The 22,925-nt window shown below is 68.3% G+C and carries 23 protein-coding genes; 9 read left to right on the top strand and 14 right to left on the bottom strand.

The genetic code is table 11. The features are described 5' to 3' along the window. Positions 1-6: 6 nt before the first annotated feature. Positions 7-1,320 carry an amidohydrolase family protein gene (locus ACI8U3_RS04060; RefSeq protein WP_415013585.1) on the bottom strand — a complete coding sequence of 438 codons (1,314 nt, stop codon included), beginning with the start codon at positions 1,318-1,320 and terminating at the stop codon, positions 7-9. A 147-nt stretch (positions 1,321-1,467) separates the two neighbouring features. On the opposite strand from ACI8U3_RS04060, the gene ACI8U3_RS04055 reads away from it, so the two are divergent. Further along, positions 1,468-2,157, top strand: coding sequence for a murein L,D-transpeptidase catalytic domain-containing protein (locus tag ACI8U3_RS04055; RefSeq protein WP_415013584.1), 690 nt, complete (start codon positions 1,468-1,470; stop codon positions 2,155-2,157). A gap of 10 nt (positions 2,158-2,167) precedes the next feature. On the opposite strand, the gene ACI8U3_RS04050 is transcribed toward ACI8U3_RS04055, so the two are convergent. From ACI8U3_RS04050 to ACI8U3_RS04035, 4 genes are read right to left on the bottom strand one after another with little or no spacing between them, the layout of a single operon-like run. Beyond that, complete coding sequence (locus ACI8U3_RS04050; protein ID WP_415013583.1) at positions 2,168-2,443, bottom strand: type II toxin-antitoxin system RelE/ParE family toxin; 276 nt, start codon at positions 2,441-2,443, stop codon at positions 2,168-2,170. Then, the gene (locus ACI8U3_RS04045; RefSeq protein ID WP_415013582.1) at positions 2,431-2,631 is read right to left on the bottom strand and encodes a CopG family transcriptional regulator; all 201 of its coding nucleotides are present in this window, start codon (positions 2,629-2,631) and stop codon (positions 2,431-2,433) included. The genes ACI8U3_RS04050 and ACI8U3_RS04045 overlap by 13 nt, the downstream gene beginning before the upstream one ends. Before the next feature lie 31 nt (positions 2,632-2,662). Further along, on the bottom strand, positions 2,663-3,943 hold the full coding sequence (purD, locus tag ACI8U3_RS04040) for a phosphoribosylamine--glycine ligase (RefSeq protein ID WP_415013581.1): 1,281 nt from the start codon (positions 3,941-3,943) through the stop codon (positions 2,663-2,665). Between the two features lie 49 nt (positions 3,944-3,992). Next, complete coding sequence (locus ACI8U3_RS04035; protein ID WP_415013580.1) at positions 3,993-4,469, bottom strand: PRC-barrel domain-containing protein; 477 nt, start codon at positions 4,467-4,469, stop codon at positions 3,993-3,995. Positions 4,470-4,553: 84 nt separating this feature from the next. Between ACI8U3_RS04035 and xseA the strand changes: the two genes are divergently transcribed. Next, positions 4,554-5,981, top strand: a complete 1,428-nt coding sequence (xseA, locus tag ACI8U3_RS04030) for an exodeoxyribonuclease VII large subunit (protein WP_415013579.1) — start codon at positions 4,554-4,556, stop codon at positions 5,979-5,981. A gap of 27 nt (positions 5,982-6,008) precedes the next feature. Beyond that, positions 6,009-6,368 carry a hypothetical protein gene (locus ACI8U3_RS04025; RefSeq protein ID WP_415013578.1) on the top strand — a complete coding sequence of 120 codons (360 nt, stop codon included), beginning with the start codon at positions 6,009-6,011 and terminating at the stop codon, positions 6,366-6,368. A 5-nt stretch (positions 6,369-6,373) separates the two neighbouring features. Here ACI8U3_RS04025 and ACI8U3_RS04020 read toward each other — a convergent pair whose 3' ends face one another. After that, on the bottom strand, positions 6,374-7,648 hold the full coding sequence (locus ACI8U3_RS04020; protein ID WP_415013577.1) for an EAL domain-containing protein: 1,275 nt from the start codon (positions 7,646-7,648) through the stop codon (positions 6,374-6,376). Between the two features lie 96 nt (positions 7,649-7,744). Between ACI8U3_RS04020 and ACI8U3_RS04015 the strand changes: the two genes are divergently transcribed. Together ACI8U3_RS04015 and ACI8U3_RS04010 are read left to right on the top strand one after the other, a co-directional pair. After that, positions 7,745-8,515 carry an SDR family NAD(P)-dependent oxidoreductase gene (locus ACI8U3_RS04015; RefSeq protein WP_415013576.1) on the top strand — a complete coding sequence of 257 codons (771 nt, stop codon included), beginning with the start codon at positions 7,745-7,747 and terminating at the stop codon, positions 8,513-8,515. Next, positions 8,505-9,488 carry a lysophospholipid acyltransferase family protein gene (locus ACI8U3_RS04010; RefSeq protein WP_415013575.1) on the top strand — a complete coding sequence of 328 codons (984 nt, stop codon included), beginning with the start codon at positions 8,505-8,507 and terminating at the stop codon, positions 9,486-9,488. The genes ACI8U3_RS04015 and ACI8U3_RS04010 overlap by 11 nt, the downstream gene beginning before the upstream one ends. On the opposite strand, the gene ACI8U3_RS04005 is transcribed toward ACI8U3_RS04010, so the two are convergent. From ACI8U3_RS04005 to ACI8U3_RS03990, 4 genes are all read right to left on the bottom strand, one after another. Continuing rightward, entirely contained in the window at positions 9,434-9,940 is a 507-nt protein-coding gene (locus ACI8U3_RS04005) for a response regulator (RefSeq protein ID WP_415013574.1), read from the bottom strand. The two genes, ACI8U3_RS04010 and ACI8U3_RS04005, sit on opposite strands and share 55 nt — an antisense overlap. Positions 9,941-10,066: 126 nt before the next feature. Next, on the bottom strand, positions 10,067-10,909 hold the full coding sequence (locus ACI8U3_RS04000) for a M23 family metallopeptidase (protein WP_415013573.1): 843 nt from the start codon (positions 10,907-10,909) through the stop codon (positions 10,067-10,069). Next, positions 10,906-11,112: a DUF2093 domain-containing protein gene (locus ACI8U3_RS03995; RefSeq protein ID WP_415013572.1), complete on the bottom strand. Its 207-nt coding sequence runs from the start codon at positions 11,110-11,112 to the stop codon at positions 10,906-10,908. The genes ACI8U3_RS04000 and ACI8U3_RS03995 overlap by 4 nt, the downstream gene beginning before the upstream one ends. Positions 11,113-11,143: 31 nt before the next feature. After that, the gene (locus ACI8U3_RS03990; RefSeq protein WP_415013571.1) at positions 11,144-12,121 is read right to left on the bottom strand and encodes an NAD-dependent epimerase/dehydratase family protein; all 978 of its coding nucleotides are present in this window, start codon (positions 12,119-12,121) and stop codon (positions 11,144-11,146) included. Positions 12,122-12,242: 121 nt separating this feature from the next. On the opposite strand from ACI8U3_RS03990, the gene ACI8U3_RS03985 reads away from it, so the two are divergent. Further along, entirely contained in the window at positions 12,243-13,472 is a 1,230-nt protein-coding gene (locus tag ACI8U3_RS03985) for an NAD-dependent epimerase/dehydratase family protein (RefSeq protein ID WP_415013570.1), read from the top strand. Positions 13,473-13,478: 6 nt separating this feature from the next. Beyond that, positions 13,479-14,342 (top strand): NAD-dependent epimerase/dehydratase family protein, encoded by an 864-nt coding sequence (locus tag ACI8U3_RS03980; RefSeq protein ID WP_415013569.1) that lies wholly within the window; start codon positions 13,479-13,481, stop codon positions 14,340-14,342. A 181-nt stretch (positions 14,343-14,523) separates the two neighbouring features. On the opposite strand, the gene ACI8U3_RS03975 is transcribed toward ACI8U3_RS03980, so the two are convergent. After that, positions 14,524-15,123, bottom strand: a complete 600-nt coding sequence (locus ACI8U3_RS03975) for a DUF1134 domain-containing protein (protein ID WP_415013568.1) — start codon at positions 15,121-15,123, stop codon at positions 14,524-14,526. 115 nt (positions 15,124-15,238) lie between these two features. Then, positions 15,239-15,907, bottom strand: coding sequence for a TetR/AcrR family transcriptional regulator (locus tag ACI8U3_RS03970; RefSeq protein ID WP_415013567.1), 669 nt, complete (start codon positions 15,905-15,907; stop codon positions 15,239-15,241). 278 nt (positions 15,908-16,185) lie between these two features. Here ACI8U3_RS03970 and ACI8U3_RS03965 point away from each other — a divergent pair, with 278 nt between their 5' ends. After that, positions 16,186-16,719, top strand: a complete 534-nt coding sequence (locus ACI8U3_RS03965; RefSeq protein ID WP_415013566.1) for a PH domain-containing protein — start codon at positions 16,186-16,188, stop codon at positions 16,717-16,719. On the opposite strand, the gene ACI8U3_RS03960 is transcribed toward ACI8U3_RS03965, so the two are convergent. Next, a complete protein-coding gene (locus tag ACI8U3_RS03960) occupies positions 16,720-18,537 on the bottom strand; it encodes a cation:proton antiporter (protein ID WP_415013565.1) in 1,818 nt (605 codons plus the stop codon). It abuts the gene before it with no gap. Positions 18,538-18,695: 158 nt separating this feature from the next. On the opposite strand from ACI8U3_RS03960, the gene ACI8U3_RS03955 reads away from it, so the two are divergent. After that, on the top strand, positions 18,696-20,816 hold the full coding sequence (locus ACI8U3_RS03955) for a M13 family metallopeptidase (RefSeq protein ID WP_415013564.1): 2,121 nt from the start codon (positions 18,696-18,698) through the stop codon (positions 20,814-20,816). 538 nt (positions 20,817-21,354) lie between these two features. On the opposite strand, the gene hisS is transcribed toward ACI8U3_RS03955, so the two are convergent. After that, a complete protein-coding gene (hisS, locus tag ACI8U3_RS03950; RefSeq protein ID WP_415013563.1) occupies positions 21,355-22,845 on the bottom strand; it encodes a histidine--tRNA ligase in 1,491 nt (496 codons plus the stop codon). Positions 22,846-22,925 lie beyond the last annotated feature (80 nt).

The raw sequence follows: 22,925 nt of genomic DNA, 5'->3' as shown, positions 1-22,925 counted from the left end.
GTCCGGTCAGTCCTGCCGGTGCACGGCGCCCGCGCGCATGACGAAGCGGACGCGCTCCAGCTCGGTGACGTCGCTCAGGGGGTCGCCCTCCACCGCGATCATGTCCGCCGCCATGCCGGGCGCAAGGCGGCCGATCTCGCCCTCGAGGCCGAAGTGCTCGGCCGCGTTGACCGTGGCGGTCTGGACAGCCTCCAGCGGGGTCAGGCCCGCGCGCACCAGAAGGGCGAACTCCTGGGCGTTGTCGCCGTGGGCCGAGACTCCGGAATCGGTGCCGAAGGCGATGCGCACCCCGCCCTCGTGGGCGCGCCGGGCCATGTCCAGCATCTGCGGACCGGCTTGAAGCGCCTTGGCCGTCTGGTTCGGAGTGAAGAAATTGTCCGGCCCCGAGGCGATGCGGGCCACGAAGTCACCGGCCAGCAAGGTCGGCACCAGCCAGGCGTCGTTCTCCCGAAACAGGCGGATGGATTCGTCGTCCAGATAGGTGCCGTGCTCGATGGAATCGCCCCCGGCGCGCAGGAAGGCGTTGACCCCGTCCCCGCCGTGGGCGTGGGCGGTGACCCGGCGCCCCATGCGGTGGGCGGCCTCGACGATGGCGGCCAGTTCGGCCTCGGTGAACTGCTGGGCCAGGCCGGCGGCGGTGTTGGACAGCACGCCCCCCGTGGCGGTGATCTTGATGATGTCGGCGCCGGCGCGGACCTGGGTGCGCACCGCGCGCATGCAGTCGTCGGGGCCCGAGCAGATGCTCTCCGACGACAGCAGATGCATGATGTCGTCGCGGTAGCCGTTGATGTCGCCGTGCCCGCCGTGGATCGCCACCGATGAGCCTGAGGCGATGATGCGCGGGCCCACCACGTCACCGCGCTGCACGGCGCCCCGCAGGGCGAAGATGGCCTGATTGGCCGCGCCCAGATCGGCCACGGTGGTGAAGCCGGCCATCAGGGTGCGGCGCGCGTGGCCGGCGCCGACCATGGCCTGGTCCGCATCGGACTGGGTCATCTCGTCCAGACGCGATGTGGGGCTCTGCTGGCCGGTCAGGTGCACATGGCTGTCGATCAGGCCGGGCAGGACGAAGCGGTCGGACAGATCCACCACATCGCCCTCGCCCACGAAACCCTCGCGGATTTCGCGCACGCGGCCGTTCGCGATCACGATCGTTTGAGTCTCGGTGACGCGACCGGTGGAGGGATCGGCCAGAAGGCGGCCCGCGTGAACGTAGGTCACAGCCGTTTCAGCCGCGTCAGTTCCTTGCTCTGTCTGGGCCAGCGCCGGAAAGGCGATCGTCGCCGCCAGCGCCAGGGCGCCCATGAACCGCATCATCATACTTTCCCCTCACTGTCGCCGGTCAGGTGATCCGGACCGCGGCATCATAGGCGGCCCGAACTTTTCGCCAAGGTCACGCTTGCAGGAGCGCGAACGATCATGGAACAAATCGGTCCAAGGGGTTCAAACCGCATCCAGAGGCGTCGCATGCGGCTATCCAGACGTGGACTGATCACGGGCGGTCTCGCCGTCGGCGGGACCATGGCGCTGTCCGGCTGCGCCTCCACAGGCGCCGCGCCGGTGCAGCAGGTCATGCTGCCGGCTGTCGATCTGGCGCCCCGGCCCATCCAGACGGTGCAGGTCCGCCCGCCGCTGGATCCCACCGGACAGGTGCGGCCGGAACTGATGAGCCGGGCCATGGCGGCCCTGGACATTCACCACCGCCGCATCCCGTCTCGGGACCGCATGTATCTGGTGGATTTCACGCGCTTCTCGGGCGAGACGCGGCTTTACGAGGTCGATCTGGAGTCCGGCGGGGTGCAGGCGTTCCGCACCAGCCACGGGCGCGGCTCGGACCCGTCCCATTCCGGTTATGCGCAGCAGTTCTCCAATGTGATGGATTCCCACATGTCGTCGGTGGGATCCTTCGTGACGGCCGGGCCGAACTGGGGGCCGCAGCAGGGGCCGAACGTGCTGCTCGATGGGCTGGAGTACTCCAACTCCGCCGCGCGCGAACGGGCCATCATCGTCCACGGCGCCGACTACGCCGAGCCGGAATTCCTGGCCCGTGAAGGCAAGCTGGGCCGGTCGTACGGCTGTTTCTCGCTGGCCCACGCCGATCTGCAGGCCGTGCGCGACCGCATGGGCGAGGGCCGGCTGCTGTTCGCGCTGGCTTAGGGCTTGGGGTTTAAGGTTTAGGGCGTCTGGCTCCGTGGCGGATGGAGATGACCAGGACCTCATCGCCGACAACAGCGTAGCGGACCAGATACGGTTTCACGACGGCGAGCTCGCGAGTATCCAGAGGACCGGGTCGCCCAAGCTCTGCAAATTCCGACAGACTGTCAGCCGCAGCGCGCAGACGAATTGAGAAGCGTATGGCCGCAGCTGGATTGAAGTCCGCGATGTAGCGGCACAGTTCGTCCAGATCGGACGCCGCGTCGGGCGACCAGACTACTCGCCGCACTTGGGTTTTGGCAGCGGATTGTCGGTGCTCCAGGATTCCACCCAGCGCATGACTGCTTCATTGCTGATCACGCGTCCGGCTGCGTGGTCTGCGAGGGCACGACGAATCTTGGCTTCGTCGGCAGCTTCATCCGGTATGGCGAAGAGGTCGTCCTCGTCTTCGTCAAAGATGGGTTGCACCTCGGTCATGACCGATCTCTACCACGAGACCGCCGAATCGTCAGCCGCCGTCCCGCTCCAGCGCGCGCCAGCCGATGTCGGAGCGGTGGAAGCCGCCGGGCCAGTCGATCTTGCGGATGGCGGCGTAGGCGCGCTCGCGGGCCTGGGCGATATCGGCGCCGCGCGCGCAGACGTTCAGCACCCGGCCGCCTGAAGCGACCAGTGCGCCGTCCTTGTTGCGGGCGGTGCCGGCGTGGAAGACCTGCACGTCCGGACCGAAATCCTGTTCGGCGCCCCGGATGACCGAGCCGGTCAGGGGACTGTCGGGATAGCCCTTGGCCGCCATGACCACGCAGATCACTGTCTCGGGCCGGAAATCCAGCGGCGGCAGTTTGGACACATCCCCCCTGGCGCAGGCCAGCAGATGGGGCACGATGTCCCCGGCCAGACGCATCATCAGCACCTGGCATTCCGGATCGCCGAAGCGGGCGTTGAACTCCACCACCTTGGGGCCGTCCGCCGTGGCCATGAGACCGGCGTACAGCACCCCGCGATAGGGGGCGCCCTCGGCCGCCATGCCCGCCATGGTGGGCTGGACCACACGCTCATCGGCCTGCTGCACGAAGTCGGGGGTAAAGACGGGGGCGGGGGAATAGGCGCCCATGCCGCCGGTGTTGGGGCCCAAGTCGCCGTCAAAGGCGCGCTTGTGATCCTGGGCGCCGCCCAGCAGCACGGCGCGGGTTCCGTCGCACAGGGCGAACAGCGACCCCTCCTCGCCGTCCATGAACTCCTCGATGACCACGCGGGCGCCGGCGGCGCCGAAGCGGCCGCCCAGCATGCGCTCGATTTCGGCCTCCGCGTCGCGGCGGTCCGGGCTGATGGCCACGCCCTTTCCGGCCGCCAGACCGTCGGCCTTGATGACATAGGGGGGCTGGAAGACGTCCAGCGCCTGTCGGGCGTCGGCCAGAGTCTCATAGACTCCATACCCCGCCGTGGGGATGGCGTGCCGTTCCAGGAAATCCTTGGCGAAGGCCTTGGAGGTTTCCAGCTGCGCGGCCTTGGCGGTGGGCCCGAAGCAGGGAATGCTCGCCGCCGCCAGCCGGTCGGCCAGTCCGGCGGCCAGCGCCATCTCAGGTCCGACGATCACCAGATCGGCGCGCATCTCGCGGGCCAGGGCGGCCAGACCCTCGGCGTCGTCAGCCTTGACCGGCGCGAGCTCGCCCAGCCGCTCCATGCCCGGATTGCCCGGCGCGATGACCAGCGACGTCACCAGAGGCGACTGGCGGATTTTCCAGGCCAGGGCGTGTTCGCGACCGCCCGATCCGACGAGAAGGACTTTCATGCCCGCGACATGACCGGCCACGCGTGACCGGTCAAGGCGCAGACAGGGTTTACATGCCCGTGCCGGACGTGCCGGCCATGTTGGGCGCGGGGCTGCGCATGGTCTCGCGATCCCACTCGGGCAGGGCCGTGACCTGTTCGACGGTCAGGGCGGTCTGCAGATCCTTGTCGTCACCGATCTCGATGGAGGTCACCTGCTCCAGCGGAATGACCACCTCGCGGTCGCCGCCTTCCAGATCGATGGCGAAGCCGGTGACGTTGTTGTCGGCGTCCACGATGATCGCTTCAACATCGCCGAAATCGGTGCGGTCAGCGGACAGCAGGTCGGCGTCCTCGAGTTCTTCGCGGTTCATGCCCAGGGCCGTGACGTGTTCGCCCACGCCGTCCAGCACCGGCTCGGCGGTCTGTTCGGTGGCGGTCATGGCGTCGGTGGCCTGAACCACGTCGTCGTCACGGCCGTCTCCGCAGGCGGCGACCCCCATGAGGGCGACGGCGGCGACGGTGGACAGGGCGAAGCGTACAGTCATGAAATTCTCCAGCGTATTCGGTTCCTGGGGCTAACGGCCCAGTCAGCATCGACGTTCCCGCGCCTGGCCCGCTATCATCGACCCATGGACGCCGATTCAGCCCCCGATCCCCGCGACAACAATCCGCCGCTGTCGATCTCCGAGCTCAGCTTCGCCCTGAAGCGGACGCTCGAGGAGCGGTTCGGCCATGTGCGGCTGCGCGGCGAGATATCCAAGGTGAACCGCCACTCGTCCGGCCACGTCTATCTGACCCTGAAGGACGACCGCTCCTCCATCGACGGGGTGGTGTGGAAAGGCGTGGTGCGTGGCCTGCAGGTGCAGCCGGAGACGGGGCTGGAGGTCATCGTCACCGGCAAGATCACCAGCTATCCGGCGCGGTCCTCGTACCAGATCGTCATCGACAGCATGGAGCCGGCCGGGGCCGGGGCCCTGCTGGCCCAGCTGGAGCGGCTGAAGGCGAAGCTGCACGGCGAGGGTCTGTTCGATCCGTCCAGAAAGCGGCCGATCCCGGCCTTTCCGGCGGTGGTGGGGGTGATCACCAGTCCCACGGGCGCGGTGATCCGCGACATCCTGCACCGGATCGCCGAGCGCTGGCCCTGCCGGGTCATCGTCTGGCCCTGCGTGGTGCAGGGGGACGCGGCGGCGGCCCAGGTGGCGGCGGCGGTGCGGGGCTTCGACGCCATGACGCCGGACGGGCCTATCCCGCGCCCGGACGTGCTTATCGTGGCGCGCGGCGGCGGATCGGTGGAGGATCTCTGGGCCTTCAACGACGAGGCCCTGGCCCGCGCGGTGGCCGAGGCGGGCATCCCGATCATCTCGGCGGTGGGCCACGAGACGGACACCACCCTGATCGATTTCGTGTCGGACCGGCGCGCACCGACGCCCACAGGGGCGGCCGAGATGGCCACGCCGGTGCTGGCGGACCTGAAGGCGGCGGTGGCGGACATGGAGCGGCGGCTGTTCCGCTGCGGCTCGCGGGTGCTGGAGGACCGCCGCACGCGCCTGCGCGCCGCGGCGCGGGGCCTGCCCGCCCGGCCCGAGGACCTGATCGCCCTGGCGCAGCAGCGGCTGGACCATGCGTCGAGCCGTCTGGCCTCGGGCCTGAGCCGCAATGCGGCCATCCACGAACGCGAATTGGTGCGCGCGGCTTCACGCCTGACGCCGGGCCTGCTGATGCGGCCCATCCGGCATCAGGCCGAGCGGCTGAGCAGCCTGGACGCCCGCATGGCCGGGGCGCTGGGCCGGGTCATCCCCCGCGAGGCGGACCGGCTGGGCCGGATCAGCCGGCTGTACGAGAGCCTCAACCCCGATGGACCGCTCAAGCGCGGTTTCGCCCGCGTCCACGCCGAGGATGGCGCGCTGGTCCGGTCAGCGGCGGCGCTGAAGGCGGGGCAGACGGTGCAGCTGGTGTTCGCCGACGGCGACCGCCGGGCGGTGGTGGACGGAGCGCCCACGCCCCCGCCGCGCAAGGCGAAGCCTGCGGCGAAGGCGGACCAGGGGGATCTGTTCTAGGCCGGGAAGCAGGGGCTGAAGTCACCGATGGAAACAGATAAAACTGCGATCTTGCAACTCCATGAAAACTGGCTTGCCGCCGAGCTGGGGGGCCGCAATGCGGACTTGATCCACATGTGTTGCGAGGAGGTTGTTGTTGCTCCTCCTGAAGGCGCCGCCGTACAAGGACGAGCCGCAGTTGATGATTTCCTGAGGCGCTCGGCCGCGCCGATCGAGGAGATGCGCGTCGAAGACGTCTCGATCGACCTGCTTGGAGTGCTCGCCGTCAAGCGCGCGCGGTTCGCGACGAGGCTTGTCGGGTCAGCGGAGGTTTTTCGCGGGGTGCATGTCTGGGTGCTCCGCCCGCGTTGGAAGATACTCTACATCACCTGGGCTTTGGACGCCTGACGCCCTCAGGCGAAGCGGCGGCGGCGTTCGGCGCTCTGCAGGGTGTCGCGGACGAAGCCGGAGGGGGTGTCCGCCTCGGCCAGCACGGCTTCCTTGATGGCGCGGGGCTCGCCGAACAGGTGGCCCTGGCCCATGGCGATGTCCAGCTCCAGCACGTCCACCACCTGACGCTCGGTCTCCACCTTCTCGGCGATGACCTCCATGCCGTAGCGGCGCACCAGACCGGCGAAGTCGGTCGCCTGAATGTCGCGCAGGGACGGCAGGGCGGCGCCGGCGTCCTGATCCAGCAGTTGCTCGATCAGCAGGTCGGCGGCGATCTTGACGAACTTCACGTCGGACCGCTGGAGGTCGGTGAAGTCCAGATCCAGCGTCTGGACCTTGTCGATGGAGAAGCGGAAGCCCAGGTCGGCCAGCTTGGCCATGTTGCGGGCCTCCACCGCGCCGCGCGCGTCGAACACCGCCTGACCCAGCTCGAAGATCAGGGCGTCCTTCAGGTCCCGGTTCTCGCTGAGGAACTCGAGGAACTTCGGGAAGAAGGTCTCGTCGCCCAGCGAGGTGAGGGAGACGTTGCAGAAGACCCCCACCTTGCGATCCTGGGTCGCCAGCCGCCGCACGATCTGGGCGCAGCGGAACAGCAGCAGATTGTCGATGGCGGGGACCAGACCCTCGCCCTCGGCCACCGACAGATATTCGGCGGGCATCAGCACCCGGCCGGTGCCGTCGCGCAGGCGGGTGAAGCTCTCGTAGAAGGTGGTGCGCCGCTGGGGCAGGGTGACCACCGGCTGCAGGTACAGGTCCACCCGGTTGTCGGCCAGGGCGTCCTGAACCGTGCGCAGCAGGGCGCCTTGCTGCTGATAGAGGCGGGCTTCCAGACTGCCGGGGGGATGGGCGGGCGCGGCGGCCAGCTTGGCCTCGAGCCCTTCGCTGATCTGGGTGACCAGACTTTCCAGCATGCGGACTTCGGTGGTCAGCTCCTCGGTGCGCGACAGGGCGCCGGTCTCGATGGCCTGGGCCAGTTCGCTGAGGGCGTTCTGGGTGTTCTCCATGGCGTCGGCCAGCAGGCGGTGCGCCTGACGCACGGCCTCCACTTCCTTGCGGATGGCGCGGCGATCCAGCGAACCGGACACCAGGGCGTGCAGAGCCATGCCGACGCCCAGCGCGCCGAAGAAGGCCGCCGTGGCATTGCCCAGCCCCAGCCCCGCGCGCCAGATGAGCGCCGAGACCGTCAGGGCCAGGAACAGGTAGGATGCTAACAGCAGCCCGGATGTGATCTTGCGCATGGGATGGATCGCCGCCTTCCCGGATGGAATCGCCCGAGTATCGGGGTATCAGGGGTCCGCGGCTAGTGCCGCATAGGGGAACAGGAAGGTTAACGGATGGAATTGTTCGATTTGTCGGGGAAAACCGCGATCATCACCGGCTCGTCCAAGGGCATCGGCAAGGCGATCGCCGAGCGGCTGGCCGAACACGGCGCCAATGTCGTCATCTCGTCGCGCAAGGCGGGCCCGTGCGATGAGGCGGCCCAGGCCATCAACGCCAGGCACGGCGAAGGCCGCGCCATCGCCGTTCCGGCCAACATCGCGTCCAGGGAAGACCTGCAGCGACTGGTGGACGAAACTAACGCCGCCTTCGGCCAGATCGACATTCTGGTGTGCAACGCCGCCACCAATCCCTACGCCGGGCCCATGGCCGGGATCTCGGATGAGCAGTTCGAGAAGATTCTTCAGAACAACGTGATCTCGAATCACTGGTTGATCCAGATGGTCGCCCCCCAGATGCTGGAGCGGAAGGACGGCTCGATCATCGTGGTGTCCTCCATCGGCGGCCTGCGCGGCAATTCCCTGATCGGCGCCTACAACATCTCCAAGGCGGCGGACATGCAGCTGGCCCGCAATCTGGCGGTGGAGTGGGGGCCGTCCAACGTGCGGGTGAACTGCATCGCGCCCGGCTTGGTCCAGACCGATTTCGCCCGATACCTGTGGGAGAATCCGGACCTGCTGAAGACCGTCACCGAGCCGGCGCCCCTGAAGCGCATCGGCCAGCCGGACGAGATCGCCGGGGCGGCGGTCTATCTGGCGGCGCCGGCGTCCGCCTACATGACCGGCCAGACCCTGGTGGTGGACGGCGGGATCACCATTGCCTGGTAGGCGCGCAGTACACGGTCGGGACGACAATCCGTCGTTCGGAAAACGCCTGGGCTGGCTGGCCCAGGCGGCGGCCTTCGCCGCCTATTCCGGCCTGATGCGCGCCATGCCGGCGGAGACGGCGTCCAATTTCGGCGCCTGGCTGGTGGCGCGGATCGGCCCGATGAGCAGCACCGAGAAGACGGTGCAGCGCAACCTGCGTCTGGCCTTTCCGGACATGGACGAGGCGGGGCGCCGCGCCCTGTCCCGCGCCCAGTGGGAAAGCACGGGCCGCACCTTCGCCGAGTTTCCCATCATGCACCTTATCACCCCGGCGACGGGGCGGGTGGAGGTGGTCGGCGCCGAGCGCCTGCACGCCATCCGCGACAGCGGCCGCGCGGCGGTGCTGGTTTCGGGTCATTTCTCGAATTGGGAGGCCATGGCCGCGGCCATCGTCTCCACGGGGCTCAAGACCCAGATCACCTACCGCGCCGGCAACAACCCCTATGTGGACCGCATGATCATCGACGGCCGCGCCCGCTATGGCGTGGAGCTGATGGCCGCCAAGGGCGGGGACGGCGCGCGCGAACTGCTGGACGGCATGAAGCGCGGTGAGTCCGTGGCCCTGCTGAACGATCAGAAATTCCGTGAGGGGCCAGCTGTGGCCTTCTTCGGCCATCCGGTGAACACCGCCACCGGCCCCAGCCGCCTGGCCCAGCGGTTCGACGCGCCGATCATTCCGGTGACGGTGGAGCGGTCAGGCCCGGCGCGGCTGAGGGTGACGTTCCACCCCGAGATGCGGGTGCGCCCGGCCACATCGCCCGCCGACAAGGCGCGGGCCGTGGAGGAGGCGACCCAGGCCATCACCCGCTTCATCGAGGATCAGGTGCGCGCCCGGCCCGAGGAATGGTTCTGGACCCACAAGCGCTGGCCCGACGCGGTCTATGCGACGCTGGACGAGGCGGCGTCGGTAGAGCGGCGGAACGGTCCCGCGTAGCCGCGCGGCGTGGTGCGGCGCCGGCAGGGCCCGAAATAATCGTCCGCCTTCACGAACGGGCGCGGATGGAAAATCACCGCGTGAATACGGTCCAGCATGGCCTTGGGCGTGATGGGCTTGACCACGAACTCGGTCACGCCGGCGTCGCGCGCTTCCTGCACCCGTGTGCGTTCGGAATGGCCGGTCATCATGATGATCGGCAGATAGGGATTGGCGCTGTCCGGGCTGTTGCGGACCATGCGGGTGAACTCCACCCCGTCCAGCGGGAACATGTTGAAATCGACGATGGCCAGGTCGATGGGCAGATTGCCCAGGGCTTTCAGCGCCTCGGCGCCGTCATCCACCTCGTGGATGCGGCGGATACCGGCTGATTTCAGAATGGTGGAGGCGATGGTTCGCATATGCTGGTTGTCGTCCACCAGCAAAACCTGAAGCGCCTCGAGAGCCGCCATGCGTCTTCATCCTCTCCCACCGGCTCCCCGCCGATTCGGGCAAGTTAGGCACAAAGCACGGGCCTGAAAATCCCTGAAAAAGCAGGACTTGGCATGTAACCGGTATCATGGGGCGTTTCGCGGCGATCAGGCGAGCGGCGGCGCCTCAGCCCCCACCAGATGGCTGGGATCCAGATTGCGGTCGCGCCATTTCAGCCGCCAGCACAGGTGCGGACCGGTCGCCCGCCCGCTGGACCCGACCCGGCCGATGGGCTGTCCCTGCACCACACGCTCGCCCGGTCGCACGTCCAGACGGGATTGGTGCAGATAGGCCGAGATCAGGCCCTGACCATGGTCGATCAGGGTCAGGCCGCCCTCGAAATGCAGGTCCGGCTCGGCCAGGGTCACCAGACCGTCGGCGGGCGCGCGGATGACGGTTCCGGTCGGCGCCGCCATGTCGACGCCGTAGTGCGGGCGGGCGGGCGTGCCGTTCAGCACGCGCTGGGCGCCCCAGCGGCTGGAGATGCGGTAGGCCTCCAGCGGCCAGATGAAGCCGCCGTTGAAATGGTCCGCGTCCGCGCGGCTGGCGAAGCCTTCGGTCTTCAGCGCCGCCTCGCGCCGGATGCGGGCCAGAACCTCGGGCGCGGTGGGGGTTACGGTCTGCTGCGGCAGACCGTCGATGCGGGTGATGTCGAAGTCGCCGGGCGCGATGGTCAGGTCGCGGCGCAGCCGCCGCGTGCCGGACAGTACCTCGACGCGGGCTGTGGCCGGGGCGTCCCGGTCGAAGCCGACGATGAACAGCCCCGCCGCCGAGGCGGTGGTCAGGGCCTCGCCGTCCACGAAGACGATGGCCCGCGGCCAGGTGCGGCCCATGGCGAACCCGCCCTGGACAAACCGACCGTTCAGATTCAGATCGTCCTGGGCCAGGGCCGGTCCCGCGAGGCCGAGAGCGCCGGCGCCCAGCAGGAAGGAGCGTCGCGCCGCGATCATGCCGCCGCCGCCCGTTCCATCAGTTCGCCCGGTCCCACATATGGCTCCTGAAGATCGATGCTCCAGTAGCGCAGGGCGTCCAGGGGGATCTGGCGGCCCGTCACGGCGCAGATGACGAAGCGTCCGGGCTTCAGCACCACATAGTCGCCGTCGCCGTAGTGAAGCTGGGCCAGGCCGTCGAGATTGGGATCATGGGCGTTCATGGCCCCTGTCTAACGCGGCGACGGGGCCGTGTCAGTCGCGCGCCGCCTCAAAATCCCGATACCAGTCCACGAACCGGGCCAGGCCGTCCTCCAGCATCACCTTCGGCCGATAGCCGGTCAGGGCGTTCAAGCGCGAGATGTCGGCGTGGGTGGCGGTGACGTCGCCCGGCTGCATGGGCTGCATGATCTTCACCGCCTCGCGGCCCAGCAGCCGCTCCAGCATGGCGATCATGTCCATCAGGCCCACCGGCCGATCATCACCGATGTTCAGGATGCGGTTCTCGCCGGGCGCCGGCGGCAGGTCCAGCGCGCCGATGATGCCGTGGATGATATCGTCCACATAGGTGAAGTCCCGGGCCATCTTGCCCTCGCCGAACACGCGGATGGGCTCGCCCGCCAGTATGGCGCGGGTGAAGCCGTAATAGGCCATGTCGGGCCGGCCCCACGGCCCATAGACCGTGAAGAACCGCAGGCCCGTCAGCGGCAGGCTGTAGAGCCGGGCGTAGGCATGGCTCATCAGTTCCGCCGACCGCTTGGTGGCGGCGTACAGGGACACCGGCTCGACCGCCGCATCGTCTTCGCGAAAGCCCCCGCCGCCCACCGGCCGCTCGCCATAGACCGAGCTGGACGAGGCATAGACCAGATGCCGGACGGTCCCGGCGTGGCGCGCCGCCTCCAGCACCGACAGCTGCCCGGCCAGATTGGCCCGCTCATAGGCGAAAGGGTTGTCCAGGCTGTAACGGACGCCCGCCTGGGCGGCCAGGTGGACGATGCGGTCCGCGCCGGCGTCCTTCACCAGCGCCACGAACGCCTCATGATCCGCCACGTCCGCCCGCACCATGCGAAAGCCGGGCAGGGCCTCCAGCCGCGCCGCCCGGGCGGCCTTCAGGGCCGGATCGTAATAGGCGTTGAAGTCGTCGACCCCGATCACGGACTCGCCGCGCGCCAGCAGTCGCTCGGCCAGATGCATGCCGATGAAGCCCGCCGCTCCCGTGACAATGATCGACAAAATGCGCTCCTGACCCGTTATGGCCACATGACGGTCTATGATGCGCGACCGCTCCGGCGCTTCCTAGAGGGCAGCGCATGGGGTAGGCAGACGATCAGGAACCACAAGGGAAGTTTTTCCGATGCGCGTACTCGTTCTCGGCGGCGATGGATTCTGCGGCTGGCCGACCGCTCTGCACCTGTCGGCGCAGGGCTGGGATGTGACGGTGGTGGACAACCTGTCGCGCCGGAATATTGACAACGAGCTGGAGGTGGCGTCCCTGACCCCCATCCGGCCCATCGGTGAGCGCATCGCCGCGTGGAAGGAAATCTCCGGCAAGGAGATCGGGTTCCAGAACCTGACCCTGGGCAAGGAGTTCGACCGTTTCGTCGCCCTGCTGAAGGACGAGAAGCCCGACGCCATCGTGCACTTCGCCGAACAGCGCGCCGCGCCCTATTCCATGAAGTCGGCGCGTCACAAGCTCTACACCGTCGACAACAATCTGAACGCCACCAACCATGTGCTGGCGGCCATGGTCGAAAGCGGACTGGACATCCATCTGGCGCACCTGGGCACCATGGGCGTCTATGGCTACGCCACCGCCGGCCTGACCATTCCCGAGGGCTATCTGACCGTGACGGTTGAGACCGACCGCGGCCCGGTGGAGCAGGAAATCCTGTTCCCGCCGAACCCGGGCTCGATCTATCACATGACCAAGACCCAGGACGCCCTGCTGTTCCAGTTCTACGCCAAGAACGACGGGGTGCGGATCACGGACCTGCACCAGGGCATCGTCTGGGGCACCCAGACCGAGGAGACCCGTCAGGACGAGCGTCTGATCAACCGCTTCGACTATGACGGCGACTACGGCACGGTGCTGAACCGTTTCCTGATGCAGGCGGCGGTGAGCCACCCCTTGACGGTGCACGGATCGGGCGGCCAGACCCGGGCCTTCATCCACATTCAGGACACGGTGCGTTGCATCGAGCTGTCCCTGAAGAACGCGCCGAAGAGGGGCGAGCGGGTCAAGATCCTGAACCAGATGACCGAGAGCCACCGGGTGCGCGACCTGGCCCGCATGATCGCCGAAATGACCGGCGCCGAGATCGCCAATGTGCCGAACCCGCGCCATGAGGCGGAAGAGAACGAACTGGTGGTGGCCAACGACCAGTTCCGCCATCTGGGCCTGAAGCCCATCACCCTGGCTCAGGGCCTGCTGGACGAGGTCACCGACATCGCGCGCCGCTACGCTGACCGGGCGGACCTGTCGAAGGTGCCGTGCGTGTCCCACTGGAACGCGGCCCGCGAACAGGCGGCGCGGGACCAGGTGGGCGCCAGCGTAACGCGGCTCGAGACGCGCCAGGCGGGCTGACCGCACTTGTCACGGACGATCCTGGTCTTCGGCGGCGGTTATCTGGGCGAGGCCATCGCCCGGCGCGCCGGGGCCGAGGGCGCGCGGGCGGTGCTGACGTCACGGTCTGCCGAACGACGCCGGGCGCTGGAGGCGTCGGGGATCACCGCGCTCGATCCGGAAGATGAGACGGCGCTGGCCGATGCGGCGGCCGAGGCCCACGCCATCGTGGTGGCAGCCCCGCCTGACGAACGGGGATGCCCCGGCGCGCGGGTGTTGCTGCCGGCCCTGGCGGCGGCGGGCGCCTATCCAGACTGGATCGGCTATGTGTCGTCCACCGCCGTCTATGGCGACCGGGCGGGCGGCTGGGTGTTCGAGGACGACCTGCTGAACGCCGCCAGCATCCAGGGCGCGCGGCGTGTGCGGGCGGAGCGGGAGTGGCTGGAGGCCGGACCGGGCCTTGGCCTGACGATCCAGATTTTCCGTTTGCCCGGCATCTATGGACCGGGCCGCTCGCCGGTGGACCGGCTGCGGGCGGGCTCGGCGCGGCTGGTGCGCAAGCCGGGACAGGTCTTCAATCGCATCCATGTGGACGATGCAGCCTCGGGCCTGTTCGCCTCCATGGCGCGGCCCCATCCAGGGGGAATCTACAACCTGGCGGATGACGAGCCCGCGCCCGCGGACGTGGTGACGGAATGGACCGCCCGCCGCATGGGTCTGGCGCCCCCGCCGGAAACCGACTGGACCGACCCGTCGGTCAGCGAGACCATGCGGCGGTTCTACCTGGACTCCAAGCGCGTCTCCAACGCCCGGGCGAAAGCCGAACTGGACTGGCGCCCGGCCTATCCCAGCTATCGCGAGGGCATCGAGGCGGTTTTGGCGCAAGGGTGATCCTTCTCCCGGTGGGAGAAGGGGGAACCCGCGCACGAAGGCGCGGAGCGGCTTCGTTCTTGCGCGGGGGATGAGGGCCCGGTGGAGGAGCGGGACACATCCGACCCTCACCCTGCGCGCGAAGGACGGATGCTGGCGCATCCGTGCGCGCAGCCCTCTCCCCATGGGAGAGGGGCCTTGATCAGAAAGGCAGCAAATTCCGCTGGCGGCTGTAGCTCATGGTGCCCACATTGGCGCCCAGGCGCAGGCCCACGCCGGTGCGGATGGGGGCCAGGACGATGCCGTCGGCCTGCTGGTAGTTCACGCCCAGACCCGCGACCAGATAGGCGGATCCCTCTACGCCGGGATAGCGGCGATAGAGCATATCGGGGTGGAACAGGCCGTAGACCAGGGTGAAGACCCGGCTGGCGTTGCCGCCGAAGTCCCAGCCCACGGAGGCGCCCTGCCAGAACACTTCCTGAGACGCGCTCAGGTCCTTCATGTGCAGGGCCCCGCGGCCATAGCGCAGTCCGACGACCGCTGCTCCGGCGCCCTCTTCACCGGCGATATAGGCGGTGGGACGGTCGCCCTGATCGGCGAAGATTCGCTCGATGGCGCCGCCCACGGTCTCGGCCGCGATGCCCAGTTCGCGCGACCCGGCCGCCACCAGTTCATCGAAGGTGTAGGCCGGCGCCGTGGCGTCGGTGTGGATCGGATAGTTGGGATCGGCCGGCTGGCGCGTGGCGCAGGCGCCGACGGCGCCGGCGGCGAGACCGGAAAGGATCAGTTGGCGGCGTTGCATGGTCGGCTCCGTCAGCGGGGAATCGGGTGTGACCCGAGCTTTCCCGTGTTTTACGGCGCATGTGCGGCCACAGGGTTAACGGCGCGGTAAGGCTGCGCCGCTTTCGCCCTTGGGGTCAGCCTTTTTGCGTGGAGGCACCGGCCAGGATCACGTCCAGCTGACGGGTCAGTTGGCCGGTCATTGCGTCCCGGTCCCAGCCATCATAGGCCGCGCCGCGATAGTTGCTCAGCCAGGCGTTCCAGACCATGTCGCCCAGCAGGCGGGTGTCAGCATCCTGATTCAGTTCCCCGTTGCGCACACCGTCGCGGAGCACTTCACCGATCACCGACAGCACGCCCTTGGTGAAGCCGCGCGCGCGCTGCTCGGCGTCCTGGGGCTGGAACCACGAGCGGGCCACGATGGCCTGCATGAGCGGCAGATGTTCCAGGGTGTGGTGATAGCCCGCGTCCAGGGCGGCGATCAGGCGCTCGCGCGTCGAGCCGGTCCCGGCGGCCGCGCCGCGCACCACCTCGGTCAGGCGCTCCATGTGCTCGGCCAGAACGGCTTCGAACAGCTCGGCCTTGTCCTGGAAATTGGCGAAGACCGCGCCGGTGGACATGCCGGCGCCCTTGGCGATGTCGCGGATGGTGGCCGGGTCATAGCCCCGCTCCGAGAACAGGTCGCGCGCGGCGTCCAGCACCTTCTGGCGCGTGCGCACCTTGGCGGCCTGACGGCGGTTGAGCCTCTGCCCGTCAGTGGGCTGTTCGACGGACTGGAAAGGGGCGTTCAGGGCAGATTCTCGCATACTAAAACTGTCACTCTAAGCTGGGCCCTACGGCCCGACCGGCATGCCCCCCGGCCACGCTAAATGGAGATCTCGGCTGAGTTCTCGAAAATGAATTCCGGAGACCCTGAGCGGAATCAAAGGCTTGCTGCCGCAGGGTTTGCCGAAGCGGCTCTTTGATCACGCAAGCATGACCAAAATGCGTTCCAGAGGTTAATGAAAACGTTTTCCTGTGGAGCGTCGCGCTGGCGCCGCGCGGCCTTCACGCCCATAGTCCGCCCCCTTAGGAGGAGGGGCGCATGGCGGCAAACTACCGGGCCACGGGCTATCTCAGGAAGGTGCTCAGCGAGGACGAGGTCATCACCCGTCTGACCCGTCGGCACTGGATCGTGCGCGTGTTCAAGACCATGTGGTGGGCCCTGACATTCTGGGGAATGGTCGCGGGCGCCGCCTGGCTTTACCGCACCACCTATGAGGGCGACGACCGCTGGATGTGGGTTGCGGGTCTGGCCCTGATCCCCCTGTTCGGCTGGATCTGGGAGCATCTGGTCTGGCGCAACCAGATGCACATCATGACCAACCGGCGCGTGATCCAGATGGAGGGCGTCCTGAACAAGAAGGTGGCCGACACCCTCCTGGAAAAGCTGAACGACGTGAAGACCGAACAGAGCCTGATCGGCCGCATCATGGGCTTCGGCGACATCCTGATCCTGACCGCCAGCGAGCAGGGCGCCAGTCACCTCAAGACCATCGCCGACCCGCTGGGCTTCAAGCGCGCCATGCTGGACGCGAAGGAGGCCCTGGACGAGGAATACGAGCCGAATCCGGACTGACTATTCGGCGGACGGAACACGTCCGCGAAGGGCGCGGGCCGGGCGGCGGCGCGCCTCGGGCATGGCGGCCTGAAAGGACTTGCGGAATTCGTCGCGCCGCTCGTGCACCGAGGCCAGAACCCGGCCCATGGGCACGCCCAGATCCACCAGGGTGTTCTCGGCCAGCTGAAGGCTGGCCTCGATGGTCTCGGGCACCGCGTCGGTGACGCCCAGGGCGTAGAGCCGCTCGGCATGGCGGTCGTCGCGGGCGCGGGCGATGACGATCAGGTCGTCGCGCAGGGTTCGCGTCACCCCCACCACCTCGTCCACCTTGCCTGGCGCGTCCATGGTCACGACCAGAGCCTTGATGCCGTCGATGCCGCACAGCTTCAGCATCTCGGGGTTGGCGGCGTCGCCGTAATAGACCGGCTCGCCCTTGCGCCGCGCCGCCGTCACCGCCTTGGAGTCGGAGTCGATGGCGATGTAGCTCTGATCGTGGGCCTTGAGCATCTCGGCTACAAGCTGGCCCACGCGGCCAAAGCCGACGATCAGCACGGCGCTTTCGGCGGGCGTCAGTTCGGGCGCCTGACCCACGTCGCCGTCATCCTCCACCTTGCGGGGGCGGCGCGTGATCCGTGCGCCAAGCCCGGCCAGCAGCGGGATGACGAACATGGTCAGGGTGGCGGACACCAGCACCGACTGGATGAAGGCGGGGGAGGCTACGCCCTCGGCCACCCCGGCGCTGAGGATGACGAAGGCGAACTCGCCCGCGGGGCCCAGCACCAGCGCCGTCTCCAGCGCCGCGCGCCAGGGCAGGCGCATCGCCCGCGCCAGACCGAAGATCACCAGCGCCTTGATGACCATCAGGCCCACGGCGAGCGACAGGATTCGCACCGGCTCGGCGAACACCGCGTCCAGGTCCAGCCCGATGCCGACGCTGACGAAGAACACGCCCAGCAGCAGGCCCTTGAACGGTTCGATGGCCAGCTCGACCTCGCGCCGATACTCGGTCTCGGCCAGCAACAGACCCGCGATCAAGGCGCCCAGTCCCATGGACAGGCCCGCGGCCTGGGCCGCCACGCCGCCGCCGACCACGATCAGCAGGGCGGCGGCCAGAAACAGCTCGCGGCCCGGGGCCCGGGCCACGGATCGGAACAGGGGCCGCAGGACCAACCGGCCCAGAAGGACGATCAGGCCCACGCCCAGCGCCGCGGGCGCCAGCACCAGCAGGCCCGAGCCGATGGCCGCGGGGTCCAGAACGCCCTCGGCCGACGACGCCAGGGTGGCCAGCACGGTGACGGTGATGAGCAGGGGCGCCACGGCCAGATCCTGGGCCAGCAACACCGAAAAGGTGGCCCGGCCCGATCCGGCGCCCATGCGATTGCGCTCGGCCAGCACCGGCATGACGATGGCGGTGGAGGACAGGGCCAGCGCCATGCCCGCCACCAGCGCTGTATCCAGGGTCTGGCCCATGAGCAGGAACAGGCCGGACAGGGCGGCGGTGCAGGCCAGGACCTGCGACACGCCCAGGCCGAACACCAGTTTGCGCATGGTCTTGAGCCGTCCCCACGACAGCTCCAGCCCGATCATGAACAGCAGGAAGGCCACGCCCAGCTCGGCCAGGACGTCCATCTCCGCCTGATCGGTGATGGTCAGCCACGACACCCACGGCGCAACGTCGGCGAAACGGCCCAGCCCGTCGGGGCCCAGCAGGACGCCCGCAGCCAGGAAGCCTAGCACCGGGCTGACCTTGAACCGGCTGAATATGGGCACCAACACGCCGGCGGCGGCCAGGAACACCACCAGATCCTTGTATTCGCTCGCGTGTTCCGCCGCCATGAACCCTCGCCCGTTGAGGGATCATCTAAAGGCCCGGCGCCCCCCGTGGCGATAGGGACTGAACCTTCGATGAACTTTTTTTTAGGTTCACGCGCGGGCTCAGAGGCATAGGGTGCCCGCCGACCTCGTCCCGGCTCAGGGACCCTTAGGGAACGACCATGAAAAGACTGATGATCGGCGCCGCCGTCGCCGCCCTGCTTCTGCCCGCCGCCGCCATGGCCGATGACGGCCACGACCATGAGTGCATGAACCAGTCGTGCAGCGTCGTGTCGCTGTTCCAGGCGCCGCAGCTGGGCGCCACCGGTTATGAGGGCATCGAGACGCCGCGCTACGGAACCTGGGGCTTCGACCTGGCGGGCCGCGACACCAGCGTCGATCCCGGCGACGACTTCTTCCGCTACGCCAACGGAACCTATGTGGACAATCTGGAGATCCCGGCGGACCGCACCCGCTACGGCTCGTTCGACCTGCTGAGCCAGCTGTCGGAAAACCGGATGACGGCCCTGATCGGCGACATCTCGGCCTCGACGGATCTGGCCGCCGGCAGCGACGGCGCCAAGATCCGCGACGCCTACAACAGCTTCATGGACGTGGCGGCCATCAACGCCCTGGACGCCCAACCCATCCAGCCGATGCTCAGCGCCATCCGCGCCATCGACAGCCATGACGCCATGGCCGCCTATATGGGCGACACCCAGGGCGCGCCCGGCGGGTCGTTCTGGGGAACCTACATCAGCGACGACGCGCGCAACCCGGAAGCCTATGCGGTCTATCTGAGCCAGGGCGGCATCGGCCTGCCCAACCGCGACTATTACCTGGCCGAGAATTTCGCCGAGAAGCTGGCCGCCTATCAGGCCTATGTGGCCCAGATGCTGACCATGGCCGGGTGGGAGAACGCTGAACAGGCCGCCGCCGACGTGGTCGAGATGGAAACCGCCATCGCCACCGCCCACTGGACCCGTATCCAGAGCCGCGACCGCGACCTGACCTACAACCCCATGTCCACGGCCGAGCTGACCGAATACGCGCCGGGCTTTGACTGGGACGGCTATTTCGAGGCCGCCGGTCTGGGCGAACAGGACCGCTTCGTGGTCAGCCAGAACACCGCCTTCCCGGAAATGGCGCGCATCTTCGCCGAGGCGCCCATGGAGACCCTGCGCGCGTGGCAGGCGTTCCACACGGTGGATCAGGCCGCGCCCTATCTGTCCGAGCGCTTCAGCGACGCCCAGTGGGAGTTCCGCTCCCGCGAGCTGACCGGCGCCCAGGCCCAGCGTCCCCGTGAGAAGCGCGGCGTCAGCTTCGCCCAGGGCGCCATGGGCGAGGCGCTCGGCCGCCTGTATGTGGAGCGCTGGTTCCCGCCGGAGCACCGCGCCCAGATGGAGGAGCTGGTCCAGAACCTGAAGACCGCCATGGCCGAGCGCATCCGCAATCTGGACTGGATGGGCGAGGAGACCCGCGCCCGGGCGCTGGACAAGCTGGACAAGTTCGGCGTCAAGATCGGCTATCCCGACGAATGGCGCGACTATTCCACCCTGGACATCCAGGCCGGCGATCTGTTCGGCAACTATCTGCGGACCGGCCAGTGGCGCTGGAACTACGACCTCAACCGCCTGGGCCAGCCGGTGGACGACGCCGAGTGGTTCATGACGCCCCAGACGGTCAACGCCTACTACTCCTCGACCAAGAACGAGATCGTCTTCCCGGCCGCCATCCTGCAGCCGCCGTTCTTTGACCCGAACGCCGACCCGGCGGTGAATTACGGCGCCATCGGCGGCGTGATCGGGCACGAGATCGGTCACGGCTTCGACGATCAGGGCCGCAAGTCCGACGGCGACGGCCGTCTGGAGGACTGGTGGACGGAAGAAGACGCCGCCCGCTTCGTGGCCCAGACCGACATCCTGGGCGCCCAGTACGACTCCTATGAACCGATCCCGGGCCACTTCATCCAGGGCCGGCTGGCCATGGGTGAGAACATCGGCGATCTGGCCGGCGTGACCCTGGGTCTGGAAGCCTACCGGGTGTCGCTGAACGGGCAGGAAGCGCCGGTTCTGGACGGCTACACCGGCGACCAGCGGGTGTTCCTGGGCTGGGCCCAGGTGTGGCGGGGTCTGTATCGCGACGACGCCCTGCGCCAGCAGCTGGCCCAGGGCCCGCACTCGCCGGCCGAGTTCCGCGTGATCGGGCCGGTGCGCAATGTGGACGCCTGGTACGACGCCTTCGACGTCCAGCCGGACGACCGCTACTACGTCGCCCCGGAAGACCGCGTCCGCCTCTGGTAGGCCGCGATTCGACGCAATGAAGGAGGGCCGGAGCGGCGACGCCCCGGCCCTTTTTCGTTGGTGGTTGTCCCCCGCTCATCCCGGCGAAGGCCGGGATCCAGATCATAGGGCTGGATTTCGGGAGGATTGCACGACGGCCTGATCTCGCTCCATGGCGCCAGCGATCTCGCATCTGGATCCCGGCCTTCGCCGGGATGAGCGGAGATTTACGCTCAAGCAGCGAGCGACCGCGTCGCGAGCGTTAGCGCACCAAAACGCGCTCAAGCAGCGAGGCTCCGCGAGCCGAGCGTTAGCGCACTCAGGAATTAAGACAGAAAAAACCCGCCGCGGGGGATACATCGCGGCGGGTCTTCTCGCTCTCTGTCGGAGCGGGCGCTTCCTCCCCGAAACGCCGGAGAAACATCAGCTCGCCCAAGGGCGCGCCGTGCTTCACACAAGTGCAACAAAACGCCATAATTCCCGGAGCGTCAAGCCGCGGCACCCCTGAAAAGCCGGGCAAAAGCAAAGTGATCGCTGATAACCCACGAAGGCGTGAAGGTTATTTGCCGTGATCCAGAATGGCGTGCACGGTTTTCACCAGATCAGCGCGCGGGACCACCGATTGACCCGGCCGTTCACTGCGCCAGGCGTCATTGTCGGCGACCTTGCGGGCCAGTTCGCGGCCCAGATCCAGATCCTTGATGGTCACCGTTCCCGCCGCGATCTCGTCGCCGCCCATGATGACGGCGGCGGGGGCGCCGCGACGGTCGGCGTATTTCATCTGGGCCTTCATGCCCGCCTTGCCCAGATAGACCTCGGCCGCGATCCCGGCGGCGCGCAGCTCTGACGCGGCGGCGAAATAGTGCGCCATGTCGTCCTCGGAAAAGGCGATGATCACCACCGGGCCGCGCGCATCCCCGGCCGGATCGCGGCCCGCCGCGCGCAGGGCCGAGACCAGACGCGAAACCCCGAACGAAAAGCCCGTGGCGGGCGTCCGCTCGCCGGTAAAACGGGCCACCAGATCGTCATAGCGCCCGCCGCCGCCGATGGAGCCGAAGCGCACCGGGCGGCCCTTGTCGTCGGTGGTGTCCAGCAGCAGTTCGGCCTCAAACACCGCGCCGGTGTAGTACTCCAGCCCGCGGACCACGGACGGGTCGATGCCGGCGGCCGCGTCGGCCACGCCCATAGCCTTCAGCGCCGCGCTGATGCGGCCCAGTTCGTTCAGGCCCTCGGCGCCCGCCTCGGTGCCGCCGACCACGGCGTCCAGGGCGTTCAGAACCTGATCGCGCGGCCCGGCCTGAACCGCCAGGAAGGCCAGAACAGCGTCGATGCCCTTCGTGTTCAGCCCGGCGCCCTTGGTGAAGTCGCCGGATTCGTCCAGCCGCCCTTCGCCCAGCAGCAGTTTCACCCCGTCCGGGCCCAGCCGGTCCAGCTTGTCCACGGCGCGCAGCACCGCCAGGGTCTGGCCCTGTTCGCTCACGCCCGCAGCCTGAAGCACGCCGTTGACCAGCTTGCGGCTGGCGATTTTGATGACGGCCTGACCGGGCGCGAGGCCGGCGGCCTGCAGGCCCTCGACGGCCATGGCGATGATCTCGGCGTCCGCCTCGGGCCGGTCCGACCCCACCGTGTCGGCGTCGCACTGGACGAACTCGCGGAAACGACCCGGGCCGGGCTTCTCGTTGCGCCAGACGGGCCCGAAAGCGTAGCGGCGGAATGGCTTGGGCAGGGTCTCCCAGGTCTGGGCCGCGAAGCGGGCCAGGGGCGCGGTCAGATCATAGCGCAGGGCCATCCATTGATCGTCGTCGTCCTGAAGCGCGAACACGCCTTCGTTGGGGCGGTCGGCGTCCGGCAGGAATTTGCCCAGGGCGTCCGCGTATTCGAAGGCCGAGGTGGACAGGGGCTCGAACCCCCACCGCTCATAGACCTCGGACACCGCCTCGACGATGCGGCGCTCGGCCACGAGATCATGACCGCGCCGGTCCTGGAAACCGCGCGGCGCGCGGGCTTCGGGACGGACGGGGGCGGCGGTGGCGTCAGCGGGGGAGGTCATGGCGCGCGATTACGCCATCACGCCCCCCGCGACAATGGTCAGGCTCCCCGCGCGCTCAAGCAGCGAGCCGCCGCGCGGTG

This window comes from Brevundimonas sp. (genome assembly GCF_047617075.1).
In the GTDB taxonomy this organism is placed as follows: Bacteria; Pseudomonadota; Alphaproteobacteria; order Caulobacterales; family Caulobacteraceae; genus Brevundimonas.
This window is presented reverse-complemented; position numbering and strand designations above follow the sequence as displayed.